The 19,595-nt window shown below is 41.4% G+C and carries 18 protein-coding genes and 2 pseudogenes; 16 read left to right on the top strand and 4 right to left on the bottom strand.

Features of this window, described 5'->3' with window-relative positions; translation table 11 throughout:
• Nucleotides 1–161: 161 nt before the first annotated feature.
• The gene (locus ACL6C3_RS08925; RefSeq protein ID WP_413166808.1) at nt 162–962 is read right to left on the bottom strand and encodes an ISL3 family transposase; all 801 of its coding nucleotides are present in this window, start codon (nt 960–962) and stop codon (nt 162–164) included.
• Nucleotides 963–1,164: 202 nt separating this feature from the next.
• Here ACL6C3_RS08925 and ACL6C3_RS08920 point away from each other — a divergent pair.
• Nucleotides 1,165–1,218 (top strand): annotated as a pseudogene (locus ACL6C3_RS08920) (hypothetical protein); the annotation flags it as partial.
• Between the two features lie 30 nt (nt 1,219–1,248).
• On the top strand, nt 1,249–2,151 hold the full coding sequence (locus ACL6C3_RS08915; protein ID WP_413168283.1) for a WD40 repeat domain-containing protein: 903 nt from the start codon (nt 1,249–1,251) through the stop codon (nt 2,149–2,151).
• Between the two features lie 85 nt (nt 2,152–2,236).
• On the opposite strand, the gene ACL6C3_RS08910 is transcribed toward ACL6C3_RS08915, so the two are convergent.
• Both ACL6C3_RS08910 and ACL6C3_RS08905 read right to left on the bottom strand, forming a co-directional pair.
• Nucleotides 2,237–3,319 carry a DUF1822 family protein gene (locus ACL6C3_RS08910; protein WP_413166807.1) on the bottom strand — a complete coding sequence of 361 codons (1,083 nt, stop codon included), beginning with the start codon at nt 3,317–3,319 and terminating at the stop codon, nt 2,237–2,239.
• 202 nt (nt 3,320–3,521) lie between these two features.
• Nucleotides 3,522–4,928, bottom strand: a complete 1,407-nt coding sequence (locus ACL6C3_RS08905) for a hypothetical protein (protein WP_413166806.1) — start codon at nt 4,926–4,928, stop codon at nt 3,522–3,524.
• A 938-nt stretch (nt 4,929–5,866) separates the two neighbouring features.
• On the opposite strand from ACL6C3_RS08905, the gene ACL6C3_RS08900 reads away from it, so the two are divergent.
• From ACL6C3_RS08900 to ACL6C3_RS08835, 14 genes and pseudogenes are all read left to right on the top strand, one after another.
• Nucleotides 5,867–6,448 (top strand): C39 family peptidase, encoded by a 582-nt coding sequence (locus ACL6C3_RS08900; RefSeq protein ID WP_413166805.1) that lies wholly within the window; start codon nt 5,867–5,869, stop codon nt 6,446–6,448.
• 113 nt (nt 6,449–6,561) lie between these two features.
• Nucleotides 6,562–6,807 (top strand): hypothetical protein, encoded by a 246-nt coding sequence (locus tag ACL6C3_RS08895; protein WP_413166804.1) that lies wholly within the window; start codon nt 6,562–6,564, stop codon nt 6,805–6,807.
• 110 nt (nt 6,808–6,917) lie between these two features.
• Nucleotides 6,918–7,370: an N-acetylmuramoyl-L-alanine amidase family protein gene (locus ACL6C3_RS08890; RefSeq protein ID WP_413166803.1), complete on the top strand. Its 453-nt coding sequence runs from the start codon at nt 6,918–6,920 to the stop codon at nt 7,368–7,370.
• 255 nt (nt 7,371–7,625) lie between these two features.
• The gene (locus tag ACL6C3_RS08885) at nt 7,626–7,937 is read left to right on the top strand and encodes a hypothetical protein (RefSeq protein WP_413166802.1); all 312 of its coding nucleotides are present in this window, start codon (nt 7,626–7,628) and stop codon (nt 7,935–7,937) included.
• Nucleotides 7,938–8,995: 1,058 nt separating this feature from the next.
• Nucleotides 8,996–10,087: an ISAs1 family transposase gene (locus tag ACL6C3_RS08880; RefSeq protein ID WP_413160293.1), complete on the top strand. Its 1,092-nt coding sequence runs from the start codon at nt 8,996–8,998 to the stop codon at nt 10,085–10,087.
• A 204-nt stretch (nt 10,088–10,291) separates the two neighbouring features.
• The gene (locus ACL6C3_RS08875) at nt 10,292–10,579 is read left to right on the top strand and encodes a hypothetical protein (RefSeq protein WP_413166801.1); all 288 of its coding nucleotides are present in this window, start codon (nt 10,292–10,294) and stop codon (nt 10,577–10,579) included.
• Between the two features lie 695 nt (nt 10,580–11,274).
• Nucleotides 11,275–12,551, top strand: a pseudogene (locus ACL6C3_RS08870) (ISL3 family transposase).
• A 53-nt stretch (nt 12,552–12,604) separates the two neighbouring features.
• Nucleotides 12,605–12,853 (top strand): DUF1269 domain-containing protein, encoded by a 249-nt coding sequence (locus tag ACL6C3_RS08865; protein ID WP_413166800.1) that lies wholly within the window; start codon nt 12,605–12,607, stop codon nt 12,851–12,853.
• Nucleotides 12,854–12,978: 125 nt separating this feature from the next.
• A complete protein-coding gene (locus ACL6C3_RS08860) occupies nt 12,979–13,254 on the top strand; it encodes an SUMF1/EgtB/PvdO family nonheme iron enzyme (RefSeq protein WP_413166799.1) in 276 nt (91 codons plus the stop codon).
• 25 nt (nt 13,255–13,279) lie between these two features.
• Nucleotides 13,280–13,492 carry an SUMF1/EgtB/PvdO family nonheme iron enzyme gene (locus ACL6C3_RS08855; RefSeq protein WP_413166798.1) on the top strand — a complete coding sequence of 71 codons (213 nt, stop codon included), beginning with the start codon at nt 13,280–13,282 and terminating at the stop codon, nt 13,490–13,492.
• 144 nt (nt 13,493–13,636) lie between these two features.
• The gene (locus tag ACL6C3_RS08850; protein WP_413166797.1) at nt 13,637–14,296 is read left to right on the top strand and encodes an LURP-one-related/scramblase family protein; all 660 of its coding nucleotides are present in this window, start codon (nt 13,637–13,639) and stop codon (nt 14,294–14,296) included.
• Nucleotides 14,297–14,338: 42 nt separating this feature from the next.
• The gene (locus tag ACL6C3_RS08845) at nt 14,339–15,145 is read left to right on the top strand and encodes a hypothetical protein (RefSeq protein ID WP_413166796.1); all 807 of its coding nucleotides are present in this window, start codon (nt 14,339–14,341) and stop codon (nt 15,143–15,145) included.
• 116 nt (nt 15,146–15,261) lie between these two features.
• Nucleotides 15,262–15,747 (top strand): hypothetical protein, encoded by a 486-nt coding sequence (locus ACL6C3_RS08840; RefSeq protein WP_413166795.1) that lies wholly within the window; start codon nt 15,262–15,264, stop codon nt 15,745–15,747.
• Nucleotides 15,748–16,059: 312 nt separating this feature from the next.
• A complete protein-coding gene (locus ACL6C3_RS08835) occupies nt 16,060–16,845 on the top strand; it encodes a DUF928 domain-containing protein (RefSeq protein ID WP_413166794.1) in 786 nt (261 codons plus the stop codon).
• A gap of 15 nt (nt 16,846–16,860) precedes the next feature.
• On the opposite strand, the gene ACL6C3_RS08830 is transcribed toward ACL6C3_RS08835, so the two are convergent.
• Nucleotides 16,861–19,581, bottom strand: a complete 2,721-nt coding sequence (locus ACL6C3_RS08830; RefSeq protein ID WP_413166793.1) for a CHAT domain-containing protein — start codon at nt 19,579–19,581, stop codon at nt 16,861–16,863.
• Between the last annotated feature and the right edge of the window lie 14 nt (nt 19,582–19,595).

Genomic DNA, 19,595 nt, shown 5'->3' with positions numbered 1-19,595 from the left:
AACGCTGTAACCTTTACCATACAAGCATCAGATCTATTACGAGTGCGGCTTGTGTCCGCTCACGCTATTTTTACGCCAGTTAGCTAATGCAGGAAAAGCTGTAATTATTTAAGTTTTAGGATTAAAATATTAGGTTATTCAGTACCTAGTATGCTAAAAATTTAGTTAAAATTCCAATTCAGTAAACATCTTGATTGAAAGTTTTTAAAATTTCTGAATCCATAAGCCGAACGTTTAATCAGTTTCAGCTTGTTATTAATTCCCTCAACTACACCACTGGTTGTTCTATGATCAAAGTAAGCAATAATTTCATCTAGCCATCGAATAATTGTCTTTTGACTGTTTGGGAAATATTTTTGAGCTTCATCTAAGCACCTCCCTAATTGCCATAATCCCACTAACCAATCATTTGTTTCCTCAAAGATTTGACGAATTTTTTCTTTGAATTCGTGCATCCTTTTCAGGAGGGGAGAAACCTCTTTCACTTCGGCTAGTTTCTGGCTTTGTTGTTCATTCAAATCTTTTTCATTCTTCAAAAGGGCATATTTACTCTTCTTCAATCCTGCTAAAACTTTTTCGGAATTTACTTTTTCCAATTCCGACTTAGCCGTTTTTAGCAAATTTTCTGCCTTCAGCCTTTCTTGTTTCCTTTGCTTATCTAACTCCTGATTGATTTGTACCATTACATGAAATCTATCCGCTACAACTTGAGCATTTGGCATGAGTTTTAAGACTAAGCTTTTGTATCCTTTCCACAGAGCTATGCTAACTTCCTCTATCTTTTCTAACACTTCTTTCCCCCATCCCATCAATACTTTTTTGATTTCATCAGTTGTTCTTCCTGCGAGTAGGGCTATTAATTTTGACTTCTCTAAATCTATGAAAACTGCACAATAATTCCCTTTATGCTGATAACGTGACACTACTTTTACTCCTTCTAGCTCCAGAATTTCTGTGAGCATTTTAATTTCCTTTTTTGAAGCCATTATTACTGATTTACTCTTTTTCTGATTTCAGTTAACAGCACATATCGCTTAATTGTCAACCGGAACAAGCTCTTCAGCTATCACTACTGAATACATTTTTCGTCTTTATTGATTTTATTAACTATCATTTTAGCATACTAGATACTGAAGAACCAAACTATGGAATAAGGACGGTGAGTTGTTAGCTACTCTTGAGGGACACAGCGATAGGGTTTTGGGAATCGCTTTTAACCCTGACAGCAAAATTCTAGTTTCGGCTAGTGTGGATAAGACTATTAGACTTTGGAAATTAGATAGTGCTTTGGTGACTACCCTCAGAGGTCATAGCGCTCCGGTTATCGGAGTTGCAATCAGCCCTAACGGCAATGCGATCGCCTCGGCGAGCGACGATGGAACGGTTAAACTCTGGAAGCGGGATGTCTCTTTACCTGTTACGCTCGATCATCAATCTTCAGTTTACGGAGTAGTTTTCAGTCCTGACAGTAATACAATTGCATCAGTGGGCTTGGATACTACAGTCAAATTGTGGAACAAAAATGGTATTTTGCTGAATACTCTTCGGGGACACGTGGCGGGGAACTGGGCGGTTGCTTTTAGCCCAGACGGGAACACTATCGCTTCGGCGGGTTGGGATGGGACGCTTAAACTCTGGAACAAAAACGGTATTTTGCTAAATACTCTTGGTAAGCATTCACAGCCGATTTGGGATGTTGCTTTCAGCGTCGATGGCAATACAATTGCCTCCGCCAGTGCAGATAACACGGTCAAACTGTGGAACAAAAACGGTGGTTTGCTGAAGACTCTTGGGGGACATACGGCGGGGGTTTGGGGAGTTGCTTTCAGTTCTGACGGCAAAATGATTGCCTCGGCAAGTGACGACAAAACCGTTAAACTGTGGAAAATGGAGGCAGGCAAGTTGCCCGTTTTATTGGCTACCCTTAACGGACACAGCGGTAAAGTTTGGGAAGTTGCCTTCAGCCCTGACAGTCAACAACTCGCCTCGGCAAGTGAGGATAATACAGTAATTTTGTGGAATTTGGATCGAGTTATTGATCTTGATGAGGTAATCGCTTATGGTTGCAATTGGGTGCGCGATTATCTGAAAACGAATCTCGATGTTAGTCAGAGTGATCGCCGTCTGTGCGACGGGATTGATGCCAAATAGCTAAAAGGAGAAATGTTTACAAACACTTCCCCTTTGTTTTTCTTGTGCATATTAACTTATCACTTGACTCTGAATTCTTCTGTTCTCAGGGAACGCCCAACACAAATTCCTCCGTTACGACAGCATCCATAAAGCTAACTTCGACCTTAAACTTTTTACCCGGAACTTCACAAAATTCTAACTGAATGGTATGATCGGCTTTCCTTGCAGTCACTTCTTGACTTTCTGACTCATAGGTATCAAAATTGAGGGTAACTTTCAGCTTCAAACCAAACGGCAGATATTTTTCATTGTACGGAATCACCTGTGCAAGCACATCAATTTCATCGTTTTCTCCCGGCTTGAGATTAACAACTAAAGCCAAGGATTGATCGTTGAGTAACAGTCCAAAATCAAAGATTTTAGTTCGCGAAACTGAATAATGATTTGACGGGTTTCTACTCCTTACAGAACCCCAGGCGTAGTTAAGGGAAACCGCATTCCAAATGTTGTCCGTTGACTGCCAACCTTCTTCAACAATTCCGCCCCACCACTGACTTAGGTTTATAATTGTGTTGGCGATGCTTCTTGGAGTTGGAGTTAGACTTTCACCAACCGTATCATTGGCTTCAAATACCGGGGGTAAAGAAATAGCATTTTTTTCTAAGAAACGCGAGTATAATAACAAATTATTTATATTTTGGTCAAACTTAGAAAGGGGGATTTGATAACAGTGATTGGATTGCCCCTCCAATTTGATTGGCTGACCGTCCCGAACGAGTTGGTCGTAGCGCAAAAATCCGTACAGATTTAATTGTTCTTCCTCTTCCCGCACCTCTATCAACACATAAAAGTGAGCGGCATCTTTGGGCGAATTGAGAGCTTCTTCGGGTAGATTAATAAAATCATCGACCAGACAATCTACGGGAATTAAGCCGATTTTAAATCCCTCGAAAGTTAGATTGCTAATCACCTCAACTCTATTGGGAGTATCGGATTTTAAGACCCGAGAATTATCCCGATTAAATTTAAGAGTCGGTACTCTTTCTCTCAGCCAATCTTCAAAGCCGGACAGCGCCAGAGCGTTCAAATAATTTTTCCATTGTCGGCTTTCGTCTAACTCGGAGTTGCTCATTTCTGTAGCTTCCTCGAAATGTTCGGGTTCTAGCCAAATAACTTGTGATGACATTTTGCGTTTCCTGTCTTGCGAATAATTGCAGATTTGACTTATCAGTCATACTTTTTTCTACAGTATAGCTCAAGAAAATTCAGGATTTTCTAGATAGAAATTAACTTTCTCAGGCATACTGCATTTTCAGCAAATCATTAAGATGGCGGCGGATAATTTGAGTGAACAAACTTTTTTTATGCTGTTTGTTACAACTCTTGATTTACGCATAGGAATCTTTGAAGGTTTTTTCATGGGCATAGTCTCGAATGGCATCGGCAAAATTTTTCAGTGAATCCGGGTCTTGGGAAATCGTTACTAGCTTTGAACTGTGTGGCCACTGTGTCAATTCTTCAATGAGTTTTTCTACGGTTCGCTCTTTGACCTTATCTAAGAGATTTTCCAGTTGAAATATACGTCGAGCCTTACACCAAGGAATTCCCCACAGCTTGGCAATCTCTCCCAATGATTTATTCTCCTGGTAGTAGAGTTGCAATCCCTCGTAAAACTTTTGAGCAAAACTTTTGTAACCTTTACTTTTACTCAAATATTCCAAGTGTTGGGAAAGAACTTCTGCTATGGCTTGGTACAAAACCCGTTCAAACAAAGCGTTGCACTTTTCTTTTAATTGGTTGAATTCCACCTCCTCCGGGGCGGGGTCATTGTACAAGAATAATTCTGGGTTGGGGACATAATCGTTGGTTGAACTATCATAAATTTCTGTCGGTATTGTTTTGGGGCTGCCCGTTTTTCTGCAAAGCAAATCCTGTCGTAAGATTTCCGCAATTCTTTTGAAATGAACAATTAGTTCTTTAAGAGAACTGACGGGAATCTTTCGCTGTTGCAACAAATGAAGCATTTCCTGCAATTGTTCCGGCGTGGGTTCGCAGCAACGACCCTTTTGATTTGAGCGACGTCTGTCCCGGCGGTAGACGGCATGAAATACCTCTACAATTTCGCGATCTCCTGGTTGAAAATGCGGTTCCAAGGATTGGGGAATGCGTTTGCATAATAACCCCCAGTCGCTCGGAGTTCTTACCCCAAATTCCCATAAAAATAGCTTCAGTTTTTGATGTTGCTGGGTTAGTCTCCAAGTCCAATTTCTCAAGCTTTCGCCGGAGCTTAAATTGGGATCAAATGTTCGCAAAATTTCAACGCTGAAAAACTCTCCGCCTTTTGCTAGGGGTTGAGTTGTTCCATCGGGATTTAAAATCAGTTGAGTTTGTCCTTCGCCGTCTAAAATCACCAGTTGTTTGCTATCGTCGTTTAAAACGAATGCCAGCAAATCAGTGTAGCTAAAGAGTTTTTCAACTCCAGCTTTACTGGTGTGAGGGATTTTTTTACAGGCGATTACAATGGTCTGAGATATGTAACATCTCAGGCAAAGTCCGGCTAAGGCGCGTTCGTAAATATCGGTAGCCGAACGAAATTTGTTCCATGCGGTAACTTGAATTAGCCTGTTTTCTGCCGATGATAGTATCAGTTTGCCAGCTAATTCTGGGAATTGTCTTTTAAAAAACTCCTGTGCTTGGTTGATTGTTATGGATTTGTAGCCATCTTTTAGTTGATGGTTCTCTCCTCTAGATGCACTAATAATCTGCATTGTCCAATACTTTGATGGAGCCGTCATAGTTCCTCGCATTATTTCGGTTCTCACAAAACAGAATACTTTCAGTAAAGCCACTTCACCCCATATGACTTTTATAAATAGCTTGGAGAACTACATACATACATAGATTTGGGATTTTGGAACATATACAGATGAGCGACCCGCACTGGCTCTAAAATGGGGTATTGCAGCGATTCGCGAACAGGGCTTTATTGCTTGTAACGGTTATACAGAAAGGGTTTCAGCTATCTTAAATCCGTCAAAAATTTTTTTTGACCTCTCCTGAGATCTTTTTTATGGCCTCAGTCGCCTTGAATGGCTCCGGTGTCGTATCCTGGGGAAGCCGGATTATGGGCAAAAGCATGATGGTGTTGATGGGATGAGGGGTTTACTACTTTACAAGTGTATCAGTCGATTGGGTTTGAATTTATCTAAACAATAGAAACGAGATAAATCTACTCAAATAGTAGATTAAAAATTGATTAAATTTAAAGTTATTTTTTCATCCTATAAACCCGGTCTACCCAAAAAAAATTTGTTCTCCTTTTCACAAGTGTATAAGTTGATTGAGTTTAAATTTATCTAAAAGCAACGGCAAGATCAACCCACTCAATTCTTTTCACAAGTGTATAAGTTGATTGAGTTTAAATTTATCTAAAAGCAACGGCAAGATCAACCCACTCAATTCTTTTCACAAGTGTATAAGTTGATTGAGTTTAAATTTATCTAAAAGCAACGGCAAGATCAACCCACTCAATTCTTTTCACAAGTGCATAACTCGATTGGATTTAAATTTATCTAAAAGCAACGGCAAGATCAACCCACTCAATTCTTTTCACAAGTGCATAACTCGATTGGGTTTGAATTTATCTAAAAGCCACAGCGAGATAACCAATTTGAATCAAATTGGTTTTGTTGCTTAACCGAAATTTACCGTCAATAATCTGAGGTTTCTCAACATGACATCTACTCCAGCCAGACCATCTACCCAAGTAAAATTAAATGTGACTTATTTTTCTCAACTTGACAACTATCGTGATTCTCATCGTACTTGTTTTTCTTCTGCTTGTGCCATGCTGTTAGACTTTCTCCGACCGGGAGTTATCAAGAGCGATGATGATTATATTCGTGAAGTTTTCCGACGGGGAGATACTCCTGATTCCTCAGTTCAAATTGACACTCTGCGACACTTTGGAGTTGCTGCGAATTTTGTTCAAAACGCAAATAATAATACTCTCAAAGAGTACCTCAACCAAGGCATTCCCGTTCCCTGTGGAATTCTTCATAAAGGCCCCTCTTCTAGCCCATCGGGTAGTGGTCATTGGATCATAGTTATTGGTTATGAAGACGACGAAAACGCTCCTGGCGGTGGCAATTGGCTGGTTAACGATCCTTGGGGAGAAATCGATCATGCTAGTGGTACTTACATTTCCGAAAATGGAAAAATGCTGAAGTATTCTTACAATTTGATGAACGCCCGTTGGACTGTCCTAAATAACACCGATGGATGGTGTATTTTAGCAAAGTCTTCGACTAACTAAAACGGGGAGAGGATTTCCTAATCCAGTAGTGAAATCCTCTCAAAATTTGAAGGTTAAATGATTTAACGCTCGAATTTTTCTGGCAACATTCGGTCAAGAAAGGATTACCAAATATGAAGCTGCCCACTCCTCAATTTATTGAATCTGTAACCCCTATATTTATTGCATCAATTGGTGGAATTATTGGAGTAACGGTCTTGCTGACAGATAGTAATAATGATGCTAAATGGTCGTCTGGAATGGGGTTGGCTGGAACAGCGATCGCGGGTGCTGCGGGTTTGGCACAGTCTAGCAAAAGTGAATCTACTGTTTCCGATGAGGATTCAAAACCTATCAGTTCGGAGCAGAAAATTCTGTAAGCAACTCTACATTTTTCCGCCGATTTATTAAAGAAAAAATGAATCGGCTACCGCATGGTTTTGATTGAAGTTAATACAGGTTCATTGAATTAAACTGAAGGAGATTTGAAATGGGAACAATATTTATTTCAGCAGGTCATTACTTGAACGAACCGGGCGCTTCATCTTTTGCTAAGACAACAGAAGCACAAGAAATGATGCAAACTCGGGATTTGATTGTTCAAGAACTAAAATCAATGGGTTTAAAGGATGGTCAAGACTTTGTGACGGTTCCCGATGACCTTGATTTAAGTCCGACAATTAACTGGATTAATTCTCGTGCGACTTCCGGCGATATTGCATTAGAAATTCATGGAAACGCTTTCGATGGTTCTGTGCGGGGAACGGAATGTTTTTATCTTGACGGTAACGATGAACGCAAAGGGAATGCAGAACTCATTCTTAATTCTTTGCTTCAACAAGTCCCCGAATTGACAAATCGAGGTGTCAAGCCGGATACATTAACTCATGTTGGTAAATTAGCTTTTTGTCGCCAAGTCACCATTCCTTCTTTGCTTTTATAACTGTGTTTCATTGATAACAATGATGTAATTGCAGAAATTTTTAAAACAGGAAAAGCTGTTTTTTTAGCCAGAGAACTGAAGAATAAAAAAAAGCAAGCTCTAGCAATTATTTCTGCTGCCTGCGTTACGTGTACTGGAGTACAATTTGTTCCCGGAACTATTGCTTTCGTAAGTGCAACAATTGCAGGAGCAATTGCTTCGCTCAAGTATATCTATACAGGTTCTTTTGCCGAAAAAAACGAGATTAAAAACATTATGGGGATATTTATAACTGAGGGAATTGGCGGTTTAAGTATTGTAGTGTACGAATCATTTGTGTCCTTTCTTCCGCCCAATGGAATATTTGATGTAGCCAGTATCATCTTCACAGTTCCATATTATGCTGCTATCTTAATAGCAGTTCAAAATAGTCTTTCTCAGGGGCTAGAGATTTCTAAAAGTGAGGCTCTTGATAGCAAATTCAAGACTATTTATAAGAATTTGAGGATTCAGGTGGCAAACATGGATGTCAGAAAAATCAGAAATCCTGATACATGGAACTCAATTTTGCTAGGTTTCTTGGGCTAAATTAAGAAATGAACAGAAGACACTCGTACAAAAGTTCTAAATCTTCTACAATCAAAGACTCTCGGCGATGAGGTCACGTACTATAGACTGCCTAATTTTAGTTGGGCAGTTTCATCCTATTCTTAAGGAAGAAAGTTTTTTATTTGGAAGGAGGAGAAATTAATAGTTTTAGACATTTTATAATCAAAAAAATACTCCCCTCTCCACCTCTCCCTAACCTTCTCCACCTCACCGCAGCGCCCTCTCCTACCTCTCCCTAACCCTCTCCACCTCACCGCAGCGCCCTCTCCACCTCACCGCAGCGCCCTCTCCACCTCACCGCAGCGCCCTCTCCACCTCACCGCAGCGCCCTCTCCACCTCACCGCAGCGCCCTCTCCACCTCACCGCAGCGCCCTCTCCACCTCACCGCAGCGCCCTCTCCACCTCACCGCAGCGCCCTCTCCACCTCACCGCAGCGCCCTCTCCACCTCACCGCAGCGCCCTCTCCACCTCACCGCAGCGCCCTCTCCACCTCACCGCAGCGCCCTCTCCACCTCACCGCAGCGCCCTCTCCTACCTCTCCCTAACCCTCTCCTACGAGGAGAGGGAAATTGTGTCCCAAAGGGACTATTTATTAGTTGGAGAGGGGGAAAATCGTGTCCCAAAGGGACTATTTATTAGTTGGAGAGGGGGAAAATCGTGTCCCAAAGGGACTATTTATTAGTTGGAGAGGGGGAAAATTGTGTCCCAAAGGGACTATTTATTAGTTGGAGAGGGAAAAGGTGTCCCCAATGGGACTATTAATTAGTCGAGAGGGAACGATTGGCCTCCTCCAACCCCCCTTTTTAAGGCAGGGCTGTTTCATTCTAAAATTTTGCGATCGCGAGGAGCTAAAATTGGAAGCAGTTTCACCCCTTTTTTCTTCAGAACACCTAAAATCTTAGAAAAACATAGCGATCGCCTGACTCAAACGGCTTGTTCCACTCTGATTCTTAAAGGCGGGAATTGAACAATAAAACTGGCGATCGCGCCGGATGTAAAATGATAGCAATCGCCAGTTTTTTCTTAAATTTTATCTATGGATAGTCTAATTAAAGAACTTAAAAAAGTCAAGGACTTTCGCCGCCGCCAGGGCAGAAGGCATCCATTATGGTTGGTGCTATTGATAGTAATTTTGGCAGCGATGCAGGGATACTTAGGGTATAGAGCGATGGGAGATTTTGCCAAAGCCAATCAACAGCTAATTGTTAAAAAATTTAAGATTTCATCCCCAAAAGTTCCATCTTCATCAACCATAAGACGAGTTCTGATGGGAGTAGACTGGTCAAATCTTCAGGACATTTTTAATCAATGGTCTAGTAGTCTATGTGAATCTGATGATTTGAGGGATTGGGTCTGTATTGATGGCAAAAGCTTAGGCAGCACTGTAGACAATTTTGGCAACTCTCATCAAAACTTTGTTTCATTTGTTTCCTTGTACAGTCAAGAATATCAAGTTGTATTGGGATTAAATTGCTTTGAGAACAAACGCTGTTCAGAAATTAAGCAAGTCCAAGAAATCATCGAAGATTTTCCCCTGAAGAATCAAGTATTTACTCTGGATGCTTTGCACTGCCAAAAGCAAACCGTTAAAAAAATTATTGAATCAAAAAATCACTACTTAATCACCGTCAAAAAGAATCAAAAAAAATTGTATCAAGCTCTAGAGTCTGTCGCCCACAATCAAGAGCCTTTGAGTATCAAGATAGAGCAAGATAAAAGTCATGGTCGCCAAATTCAACGCCAAGTAGCTGTCTTCAAGAGTATAGATTCCCTGAAATCTAGTTGGTATGAAATTAAAAGCTTAATCCGAGTTGAAAGATGGGGTAAAAGAGGTAAAAAGGACTATCATCAAGTCGCTTACTACATCAGTAGCGTTTGGGAAAAAGCCGATTATTTTTCTGAAAAAATAAAAGGTCATTGGCAAATTGAAAATCGCTTGCATTGGGTCAAGGATGTGATCTTCAAAGAAGATGATTCTTCTATAGCTCACTTTCAAGCACGAACGAATTTATCGATTCTTCAAACTATTGCAATTAATCTTTTTAGACTTTTAGGCTTTGTGTCAATTACAGAGGGTCAAAGATGGCTTAATAACAGGTGGTCTAGGCTTTGGATTTTGTTAGAATGAAACGGCCCTGCCCTTTTTAAGGGGGGATTAAGGGGGGATCGGGGAGGTTGGTGGGGGTCGAGAGGGGTTGGGGGAGAGGTTAATAGCAAAATGTTTACCGACTTTGAAACAGCCCTGCCAATTCTGGGGGTATTTCTGGGGGACTTAAAGATTTGAGTTCTCCCCAAATTTGGGGGGCGGAGGGGGGCAAAATACAGAGTTTTGATGGGAAGTTCTTTGGATGAATGCGCCCGGAAGTATCGGGGATTTTGCAAGCGCTACAAGCCTAAACCGAAGCCCGAAAAACGCTATCACTGGGGAAATAGGTTCCTCCCGAAAGTGATTAGGGGGAAAGGGAAAAAACCCTCACCGGGACAGATGAAGCTTCCTTGGGACAGTTGGGAGGTCGTAGACTTGGAGGTGGAAGCCGTAGCTGAGAAGTTTGTGGTTGCTAACTGCTATGACCCGAAAAACAGAAATCAACTCAGCCCAAATCGAACTTCTGACTTCTGACTTCTGACTTCTGACTTCATAGAAGTGCCAGGTATCTGTAGTTGCTTGCAAACAAGAACGCCCATGCTCGCAAACAGGACAATTTCCTGCTCACATTAGCTGCAAATATAAATAGCTTTATGCTCAGATTATTCTGCAAATCGGCTCACATTATTGCAAATTGCTCACAAACAAGATTTAATGCTCACATTAACTGCAAATAGGTTGTAATCTATATTTAACAGTCATTGCAGTCACTTTTAGAGCGTCACCTTTTCCCGAAGTGTCCAATTTTGACCATCCTGAAAATCGAACGCATATGTTTCACCTTTTGAGTTTAAACTAGACAATATCCGTTTGATTAAATACTAAACGGGGTTTTCTCCGGGCATTGGGGTATTGATAGAGAAGCTGCTACGAAGTGCCATGCTTACTTGAAAAGTTCCGTATAAGCTTTTGGAGTTGGTACTTTTCTCTTTTTAATCTCATTTCTGTGTCCAAAACTCTTAAATTTAGTCCCAATTTGATGAAAAAATTTGGTTCTTCAGTATCTAGTATGCTAAAATGATAGTTAATAAAATCAATAAAGACGAAAAATGTATTCAGTAGTGATAGCTGAAGAGCTTGTTCCGGTTGACAATTAAGCGATATGTGCTGTTAACTGAAATCAGAAAAAGAGTAAATCAGTAATAATGGCTTCAAAAAAGGAAATTAAAATGCTCACAGAAATTCTGGAGCTAGAAGGAGTAAAAGTAGTGTCACGTTATCAGCATAAAGGGATTGGAATAATTTTAGAGATAGAGCCAATCCATCAGGAAAGTATTTGCCCTCGTTGTGGGGAAAAAAGTCATAAATTGCATCAAAACCATAGATATATAATTAAAGATATACCTTGGGGAGAATCGCCAGTATTTTTGGAAATAAATAGAAGGCAGTTCAAATGTAAGAAATGTAAAAAGCCGTTTAGTGAGGATTTAGAGTTCGTGGGAAAAAGAAGGACTTATACAAAAAGATTGGCGGATAGAATCCTACAAGAAGTTTTAGAAAAGGACATAAACAGTGTTGCCCAAAAAGGGTTAGTCACAACAGAAGAAATAGAAAGAATGTCATCCGTTCACCGCCGCAGAATCGGCGGGGAATCGCGGATGACTCGATTCCCGAGTTAAAAGACGCATCATCAGAATTAGCCGAGTTAAAACCCGCAGATTTAAAAAAGCTAGGAATTGATGAAATAGCATTGATTAAAGGAAAAGGGAATTATTGTGCAGTTTTCATAGATTTAGAGAAGTCAAAATTAATAGCCCTACTCGCAGGAAGAACAACTGATGAAATCAAAAAAGTATTGATGGGATGGGGGAAAGAAGTGTTAGAAAAGATAGAGGAAGTTAGCATAGCTCTGTGGAAAGGATACAAAAGCTTAGTCTTAAAACTCATGCCAAATGCTCAAGTTGTAGCGGATAGATTTCATGTAATGGTACAAATCAATCAGGAGTTAGATAAGCAAAGGAAACAAGAAAGGCTGAAGGCAGAAAATTTGCTAAAAACGGCTAAGTCGGAATTGGAAAAAGTAAATTCCGAAAAAGTTTTAGCAGGATTGAAGAAGAGTAAATATGCCCTTTTGAAGAATGAAAAAGATTTGAATGAACAACAAAGCCAGAAACTAGCCGAAGTGAAAGAGGTTTCTCCCCTCCTGAAAAGGATGCACGAATTCAAAGAAAAAATTCGTCAAATCTTTGAGGAAACAAATGATTGGTTAGTGGGATTATGGCAATTAGGGAGGTGCTTAGATGAAGCTCAAAAATATTTCCCAAACAGTCAAAAGACAATTATTCGATGGCTAGATGAAATTATTGCTTACTTTGATCATAGAACAACCAGTGGTGTAGTTGAGGGAATTAATAACAAGCTGAAACTGATTAAACGTTCGGCTTATGGATTCAGAAATTTTAAAAACTTTCAATCAAGATGTTTACTGAATTGGAATTTTAACTAAATTTTTAGCATACTAGGTACTGAAGAACCATCTTTTTTGTACCTATTTTCGGGATGGCTGTGGGCGCACTGTCGGGGGCTTTGAGCGGTCATTTTAAAGATTACGGCATCGATGACGATTTTATTAAAGATGTGCGCTCTCAAGTTACAGAAGGAACGTCCGCGCTATTTTTAATGAGCGAACAGGTGACGGTTGATAAAGTTCTTGAGGCGATGAAAGGAGAGCAAATGGAATTGATCAAATCCAACTTGTCTAAAGAGCAAGAAGAAAAGCTCAAAGCGCATTTTCTCGTTGAAGCTTAGAACGGTTATCGTTGGGTTTCGCCAGCCAAAATAACGGGGGAAATTCCATCGGTTTTTTCGGCTGTTCTGGGGTAGGCGGGACCCCAAATTTTGGGGAGTCGGTTAAATGAGTTAATCCTAGAAAAATGAGTCTCGATCATTTTAAAAATTCTGTTCAAAAACTCCTAACTGTTCTCGGTATTTTCATTCTTGCTGTTGCTATTTTTAGTCCGAGTGCGTTGGCTGCATCCTCCCCAACTTGTCCGGAAAATATGGTTTTCATCTCAGGAGGAGAATTCAAAATGGGATCGGATCAACCGGAATTTCTCGAAGAACTGCCCGTTGAAGATGTTAGTATTAGTTCCTTTTGCATCGATCCCTACGAAATTACGGTGGCGAAACGTTTGGGAATGGACGGCTGACTGCTATCGGGTGGAACGGGAGGAGATGGCTCACAGCGTTAACCCAGAAGGCCCCAGCCAAGCCGAAAGTTTTGACCCCAAAAAAGCCGCCGAGGGTGCGTTGCACGTCATTAAGGGCGGTTCTCACCTCTGTGCGCCTAACTATTGCAGTCGATACCGTCCGGCTGCACGGGAGTCCCAGTCGCCTGATACCGGAACCACTCACATTGGTTTTCGCCTTGTTAAAAATTTGGGGTAGCCCCCCTTTGTTGCCCTAACTTTGTTGCCCGCCGAGCTACCCAACTTTGGAAGGAACTGGAATTTCAAAGTTCGCCAGAATTGAGGGATTTAGGGGGCGGGGTCACGGGGGCAAGTTAAAACAAATAAAAAAAAGAAAAAAATCATGCTGAGAAGAAAAGCGTCTAGAGATCGTTTATTTGACCAAAATCCCCAACCCACAGCATCCGCCCAAAGAATAACAGTTCTGCAAGAAATTAAACAAGCCGCCCAACAGCGCATCGGAACACGCTTTCAAGTAAAACAGCGACTTTTTACCTTCGGAGATGATTTTTTTATTACCAATGAAAGAGACGAACGAGTTATCAAAGTAGACGGGAAACTTTTGCGTCTGCGCGATACTTTGATCTTTGAAAATATGCAGGGTCAGGAGTTGTATAAAATTACCGCCCGTATGGTGGATATCCGCGAAACGATGGATCTTAAACGACCCGATGGTTCCAAAGCGGCGATTGTTCACGATGCTTGGTTTTCACCCATTCGCGATCGCTGGCGGATTGACATTCCGGGGGGAGAGGATTTGACAACAGTTGGTAATATTCTCCAACATGAATATACCATCTGCCAAGGGGGTCGATTACCCATTGCCATTATTTCTAAAAAATGGTTTCGATTGCGGGATACCTACGGTGTTGAGGTTGCGGATGCGTTTGATGCGCCGCTTATTTTGGGTATTACGGTTGTGATCGATATGATGTCTCACAACCATACCAACAACAAAACAACCGGAGGGATTTCTACAGGGTCCGGGCTGGATTTGTTCTGAAATTAAACTGCAAAAACTACTGTAACTTGAGGAAACTTAGCGATGAAAATATCGCCCCTACAATTGGTTGTGATTCGTTTTGAAAACGACAAAAACTTTCACGGACAAATTCTCCGAGAACTGGATGCGGTTCGCAGCCGGGGAGTTATTCGGTTGATTGATTTGCTGTTTGTTCATAAAAATGATGCCGGACAGATAGAAATAATGACCGATAGCGATCTCGATCATGGGGGTTTATCCGAATATGGTACGGCTTTGAGTCGTTTATTGGGGTTAGAAAATCCAACTTCAACCGCAGACAAAGCGGAATTAAATGGGTCTGGTAGCAGCATTTACGGCATTACTTCCGATGAAATTAAAACTCTATTGGCTGATATTGCACCCGGAACCGCAGTGGCTTTGGGATTATTTGAACACACCTGGGCGGGAGGACTTTCGGAAGCCATTCGAGAGGCGGGCGGACATTTAATTGCTCAAGGTATTTTAACCCGCGATGCGGTGATGGTGGTCGGGGAAGAATTAGCCGCCATAGCCGAAGCAGAAATGATGATTGAAGCAACTCAAGCGATCAAAGGTGCGGCTGTTTTAGATATGCTTTCTTTTGCGAATACCGCCGAAGAAATAGAGGCAGAAATGGCAAGCGAAATGACAACATCTGTCATTGCTTCGGAAACTTTAAAAGCTTTAATGGTCGCGGGAGTGGTGGATGATAGCGAGATTGAAGCTGCAATTGTCGCCTTAGTTGAAGCGGGTTTACTCTCTCCCGAAATTGTCGCCTCTGCGATCGCGGATGCGGATGCGGCTATTCAAGAAGTTGATGAATTAGTTACCGCTCAAATGAATCGTTAATGGTTATGTTAATTCGATTTCAAAAACAAACAACTTTTACTCTAATTATTGCCTCACTTATCCTCATTTTAGGATTCGTTTTTATTCCGTTTACATCTTCTGTTTTTGCTCAATAAATGTCCAATCAAAACGATCCCCTTCCGGCCTGGAATGAAGGTCAAGCCAAATCAGCAATTATTGACTTTGTAAGTCGGGTTACAACAGCCGGGAGTCCGGATTTTATTCCCGTTGAAAACCGAATCGCCACCTTTGATAACGACGGCACACTTTGGGCGGAAAAACCCTTAATTCAAGGAATGTTTGTCCTGTCAAAATTAAGGGAAAAAATAGCCGAAGATCCTTCTCTCCAGGAACAGCCCCTATTTAAAGCGTTGTTATCTGGGGATGTAGAATACCTCAATACCGCAAGCGGGGCGGAAATTAGCGAACTTTTAGCCGTGATTAACTCGGGAGTTCCCGAAGAACAATTTCAACAAGAAGTTCAACACTTTTTCCAAACCCAAACCCATCCCGCATTAGATGTTCCTTACACCGAACTCGCCTATCAACCGATGATCGAACTTCTCGGCTATTTGCGAGAAAACGGCTTTCAAAAACTTTGACCTAATAAGTCAACGAACTCGCTGAAGTTATCAACTAAATAAGCAGGAGAGATAATTAGTAAAGTACGATAGCTATTTAGAAAACCCAGATTTTTCAGAGTTTTATATCGGCGGATTAGGGTTTGGGAGTTTTGAACCGAGGTATTAACTCTGGGTAGGGGAGAAGTAACCTATACTTTTGGCTAGGTCGAAAACTAAACGATGGGCTAGTATCTTGCTGAGGCTTATTTAAGTATGGTTGTTTTATAAACGAAGCGAAATCTTATCGCTTTTGTTTGTATTATGGAATCGAACGTTTGCTCAACCAAGTTTATGATGATTTCCATCCAGTGGTTTCTGAACAAACGCCCCAATATTGCACTAATCAACAGTTGTTTTCTGGCTTTGACGCTGATAGCAACTCCCGTGGCTTTGGCTAATTATGTACCGGGCGATCAAAAACCCGTTCCCCCTGAAAGAAAATCGGATGGAGGAACGACCAGAGGGTGTTCCGCAGGCGATATTCCCCTCACCGTTTTAGCCTCTCGCAATTATGTTGGACAAACGATTTCTCAACGTCCGATGTTTGCTTGGTTTGTACCCCCCGACTCCGCTTCTAAAGAGATGAAATTCATAATTTACGAGTTAGTTTCGGAGAATAACTATCAAGAAATCCGTGCAATATCGTTGCAAACTACGCCGGGAATTATGAAGTTATCTCCTTTTTCTGAAAACGATCCGGGGCTAGAAGTGGGTAAAGAATATGTTTGGCAAGTGGTCATCTTTTGTGACCCGAGTTCGCTATCGAGCGCTATCGTAGACAGAGCGAGTATTAAAGTTGTTACCCCACCCCACCAATTGCAAAGTCAACTGATCTTAGCCGCCAACGGTGTTGAAAAAGCCAGGATTTATGCTCGGGCGGGGTTGTGGTACAACGCCCTCGGTGAAGCGCTGAAACTGGCTGAACCTTCAAAACTGGGGGAAATGGGTTCGGCTTTGTTAAAAGATTTGGCCGAATGGGAAACCTCAAGAACAACACTAGAATTAACCCCCCAAGAACAAGAAATGATCGAGAAACGGGTTGAAAATTTAGAGCAAATTGCCAACAGTACCCGATGAAAATTTTGAAGGGGTTTAAAGCCAATTTCCAATCAGAATAAAAGGCGCCCATCGAGCGGGGTGAATTTTCCGGTCAATTAACATTTTTTGAGCTTCTTTGAGCGCTTCTGCTTTGCTCATTGGCGATCGCAAATTATTATAAAATTGAGTCACTAACTCCTGTGTAGAAATATCATCAACGTACCACAAGGAAGCCAAAGCGCTTCTCACACCCGCCTGCACGGTGATACCCGCCAAACCGAGGGTAGTCCGGTCATCTCCGACACCCGTTTGACAGGCGGTGAGCGCCAGTAATTCCAACGGCTCCAAACTTTCGCTCAACAAACGGATATCACTTTCTAAATCCGTAATCGTAATCTTATCATTATTACCCGTAACTAAAAAGGTATCTTCGGGAATTGTACCAAACTGACCGTGAGTGGCAATATGAATAATAGGGTAAACCGTTTGTTCGAGTTCCTGTTTAAAACTCTCGCGGGTAAATTCCTCGTTTAACAGCTTTTTACTCCCCGGAAATAACTCTATAATTTGATTAAGTTCCGCCGCCACATTTTCCAAAGCTGCAAATTTTTCGCCATCGACAATAGCCGCTTCGGTTAATCCCAAAGCTAGCGTCCGCAGGTTTCCCAAATTAAACGGTTGAGGAGAAGTTAAGCGAAGTCCGGGAGTTGTAGCAATGGCGTATTTCTCCACTAAAAATTGTTCGCCATCGTAGAGCGCCGCCATCGGAATACTGCGTAACAACCCATCTTGAACGAAAATCAGCGTTTTGATTTGGGCCGAATTTAGCTCGGAAACAAACGGGGCAATTAGATCATTATACAGTTCCTCACCGAGCGTTAAAAAATTCCCGCTCAGTTCAAAATACGCTTCGAGCGCTTGGCGAAAATTTTCGATTTGTTTTCTAAACGTTTGGCTGTCAACCTCTATCCACCGAAACGTCTTTAACCTATTAATATTCGGATTTATCTCCCGTTTAAAATTGGGAAGACTCGCGACAATAGCGGTGCGATCTTCAAAAATAATAGAACTAAAAACGGCAGTATCTTCACTCTCTAAGTTATCAATCCGTTCTTTATCAAAAACTTCAAAAACACAATCGTTCCCAAAATAATTTTGCAGTTCTGCCAATTTCAAAGAATCAATAGTATCGAGCGCCGAATCCAATTCTTTTTGATACTCTTTACTTTCAAGCGGTAAAGATTCGGCACGCTCTAACTTTAACCTAGCAAACTCTCGATAAAGAGGACTAATAGAATCTTGAAAATTAAATTGCAAATCCCGTTCGGCAATTAATAAATTATCTCGAATTCCTCCCTCAGCTTCTAAAATAGCAATCGCCCGTTCGTAAGCCGCCATCGCTTCTAATTCTTTCCCCTGCGCTTTTAAAATTCGTCCCGCCTGCCATTCCCACAAATAAAGGCTATCTTTTGCCCGTAAATTTTGGTCGGCTGTTAACCGGGCTTCTTGAGTCAATTGTAAGGCTTTATCGTAATCTTTGCGGCATTCGTAGAGATGACCCAATTTACCCAAAGCAAACGATTCTGAACGATTATCTTGAATAGTTTTAGCAATATAAACAGCTTTTTTAAAGAGTTCTTCAGCTTTTGAATTTTCGGACTTTATCGAAGAACATTGAGCGGGAAAAAAAGTAGAATCATTGGAAAAAACAGGTTGTTCAAATTCTGCTAAATCGATAGCCGCATAGACTTTATTAGGAGAATCGGGCAGCGTCTCCAGTAGAGTAAAAGCATCTTTCCAAACTTGTTCTGCCCGTTTGGTGCTGTCGGGCAAGTTTAAATCTTTTGGATAAGAATAAAGTTGAATCAAATTGAGAAGAACCCGCATTTGACCGGATTGATGTTTTTGAGTCTGGGCGAGTTCGAGACTATTTTGAAAAGATTCCAAAGCTTTTTTGTAATCGAAATTTGCCTCTTTAATAAATTCGTTTGCCTTATTTTCTGCATTTCTGAACCGGGCAGAATTAGCACGCTGTTCGTTGAGTTGAGCTTTGCTAAAGTAAACATTACCCAAACTATTCAGCGCGGAAAACTGATAAATTGGCAGATTAATTTCCAGGGAAATCTTTAAGCTAGACTCTAAAATTTTAATCGCTTGATCATACTTTCCCCGGATACGATAAGCTTCTCCCAAACTTCCCAAAGCCGCCGCTTCTCCCGGGCGATCGCCAAATTTTCGGGCAATTTCCAAAGCGCTACCTTCGCTTTCAAGGCAATCGTCATCAGTTTCAATAGCGCCGCACAAAAGTGCGATCGCTTCTCGATTTAACCCCAATTTGCCGTAAGTTTGAGCCAGTTCCGTGAGTAAACGTCCCTGCTTGATAAAATCTCCTCGCTGGCGAGAGTTGGCGATCGCTTCTTTCCAATGGTTAATTGCTTGTTCAAATTGACCGATTTGTTGATAAGCTATAGCCAATTTTTCTAGAACAATTGCCCGATTTTCCAGGTTTTCGGCGCTTTGATAGGCATTTAAAGCCGTTTCCCAAAATGCGATCGCCCCCGCCACATCTCCCGAGCGATATCGTTCAATTCCTTGCTGTACGAGTTGCCGAACATCGGGAGGCTGTGCCGTTGTTATTTGTGATATTTGTGAGGCTGTTGGCTGCAAAGCGTTCGAGGGATGATAATAATTAAACGATAGGCAAATTATCAGGCTGCTAACAAATAAAATAACTAAAAGGCGGCGAACACTAAATCGGCGGTGTCGGTTTTGCATAATAAAATTAGGTC

The sequence above is a fragment of the Capilliphycus salinus ALCB114379 genome (assembly GCF_047276495.1).
Classification (GTDB): Bacteria; Cyanobacteriota; Cyanobacteriia; order Cyanobacteriales; family Microcoleaceae; genus Capilliphycus; species Capilliphycus salinus.
The sequence above is the reverse complement of the archived record's forward strand: the minus strand, read 5'-3'. Positions and strand labels throughout refer to the sequence as shown.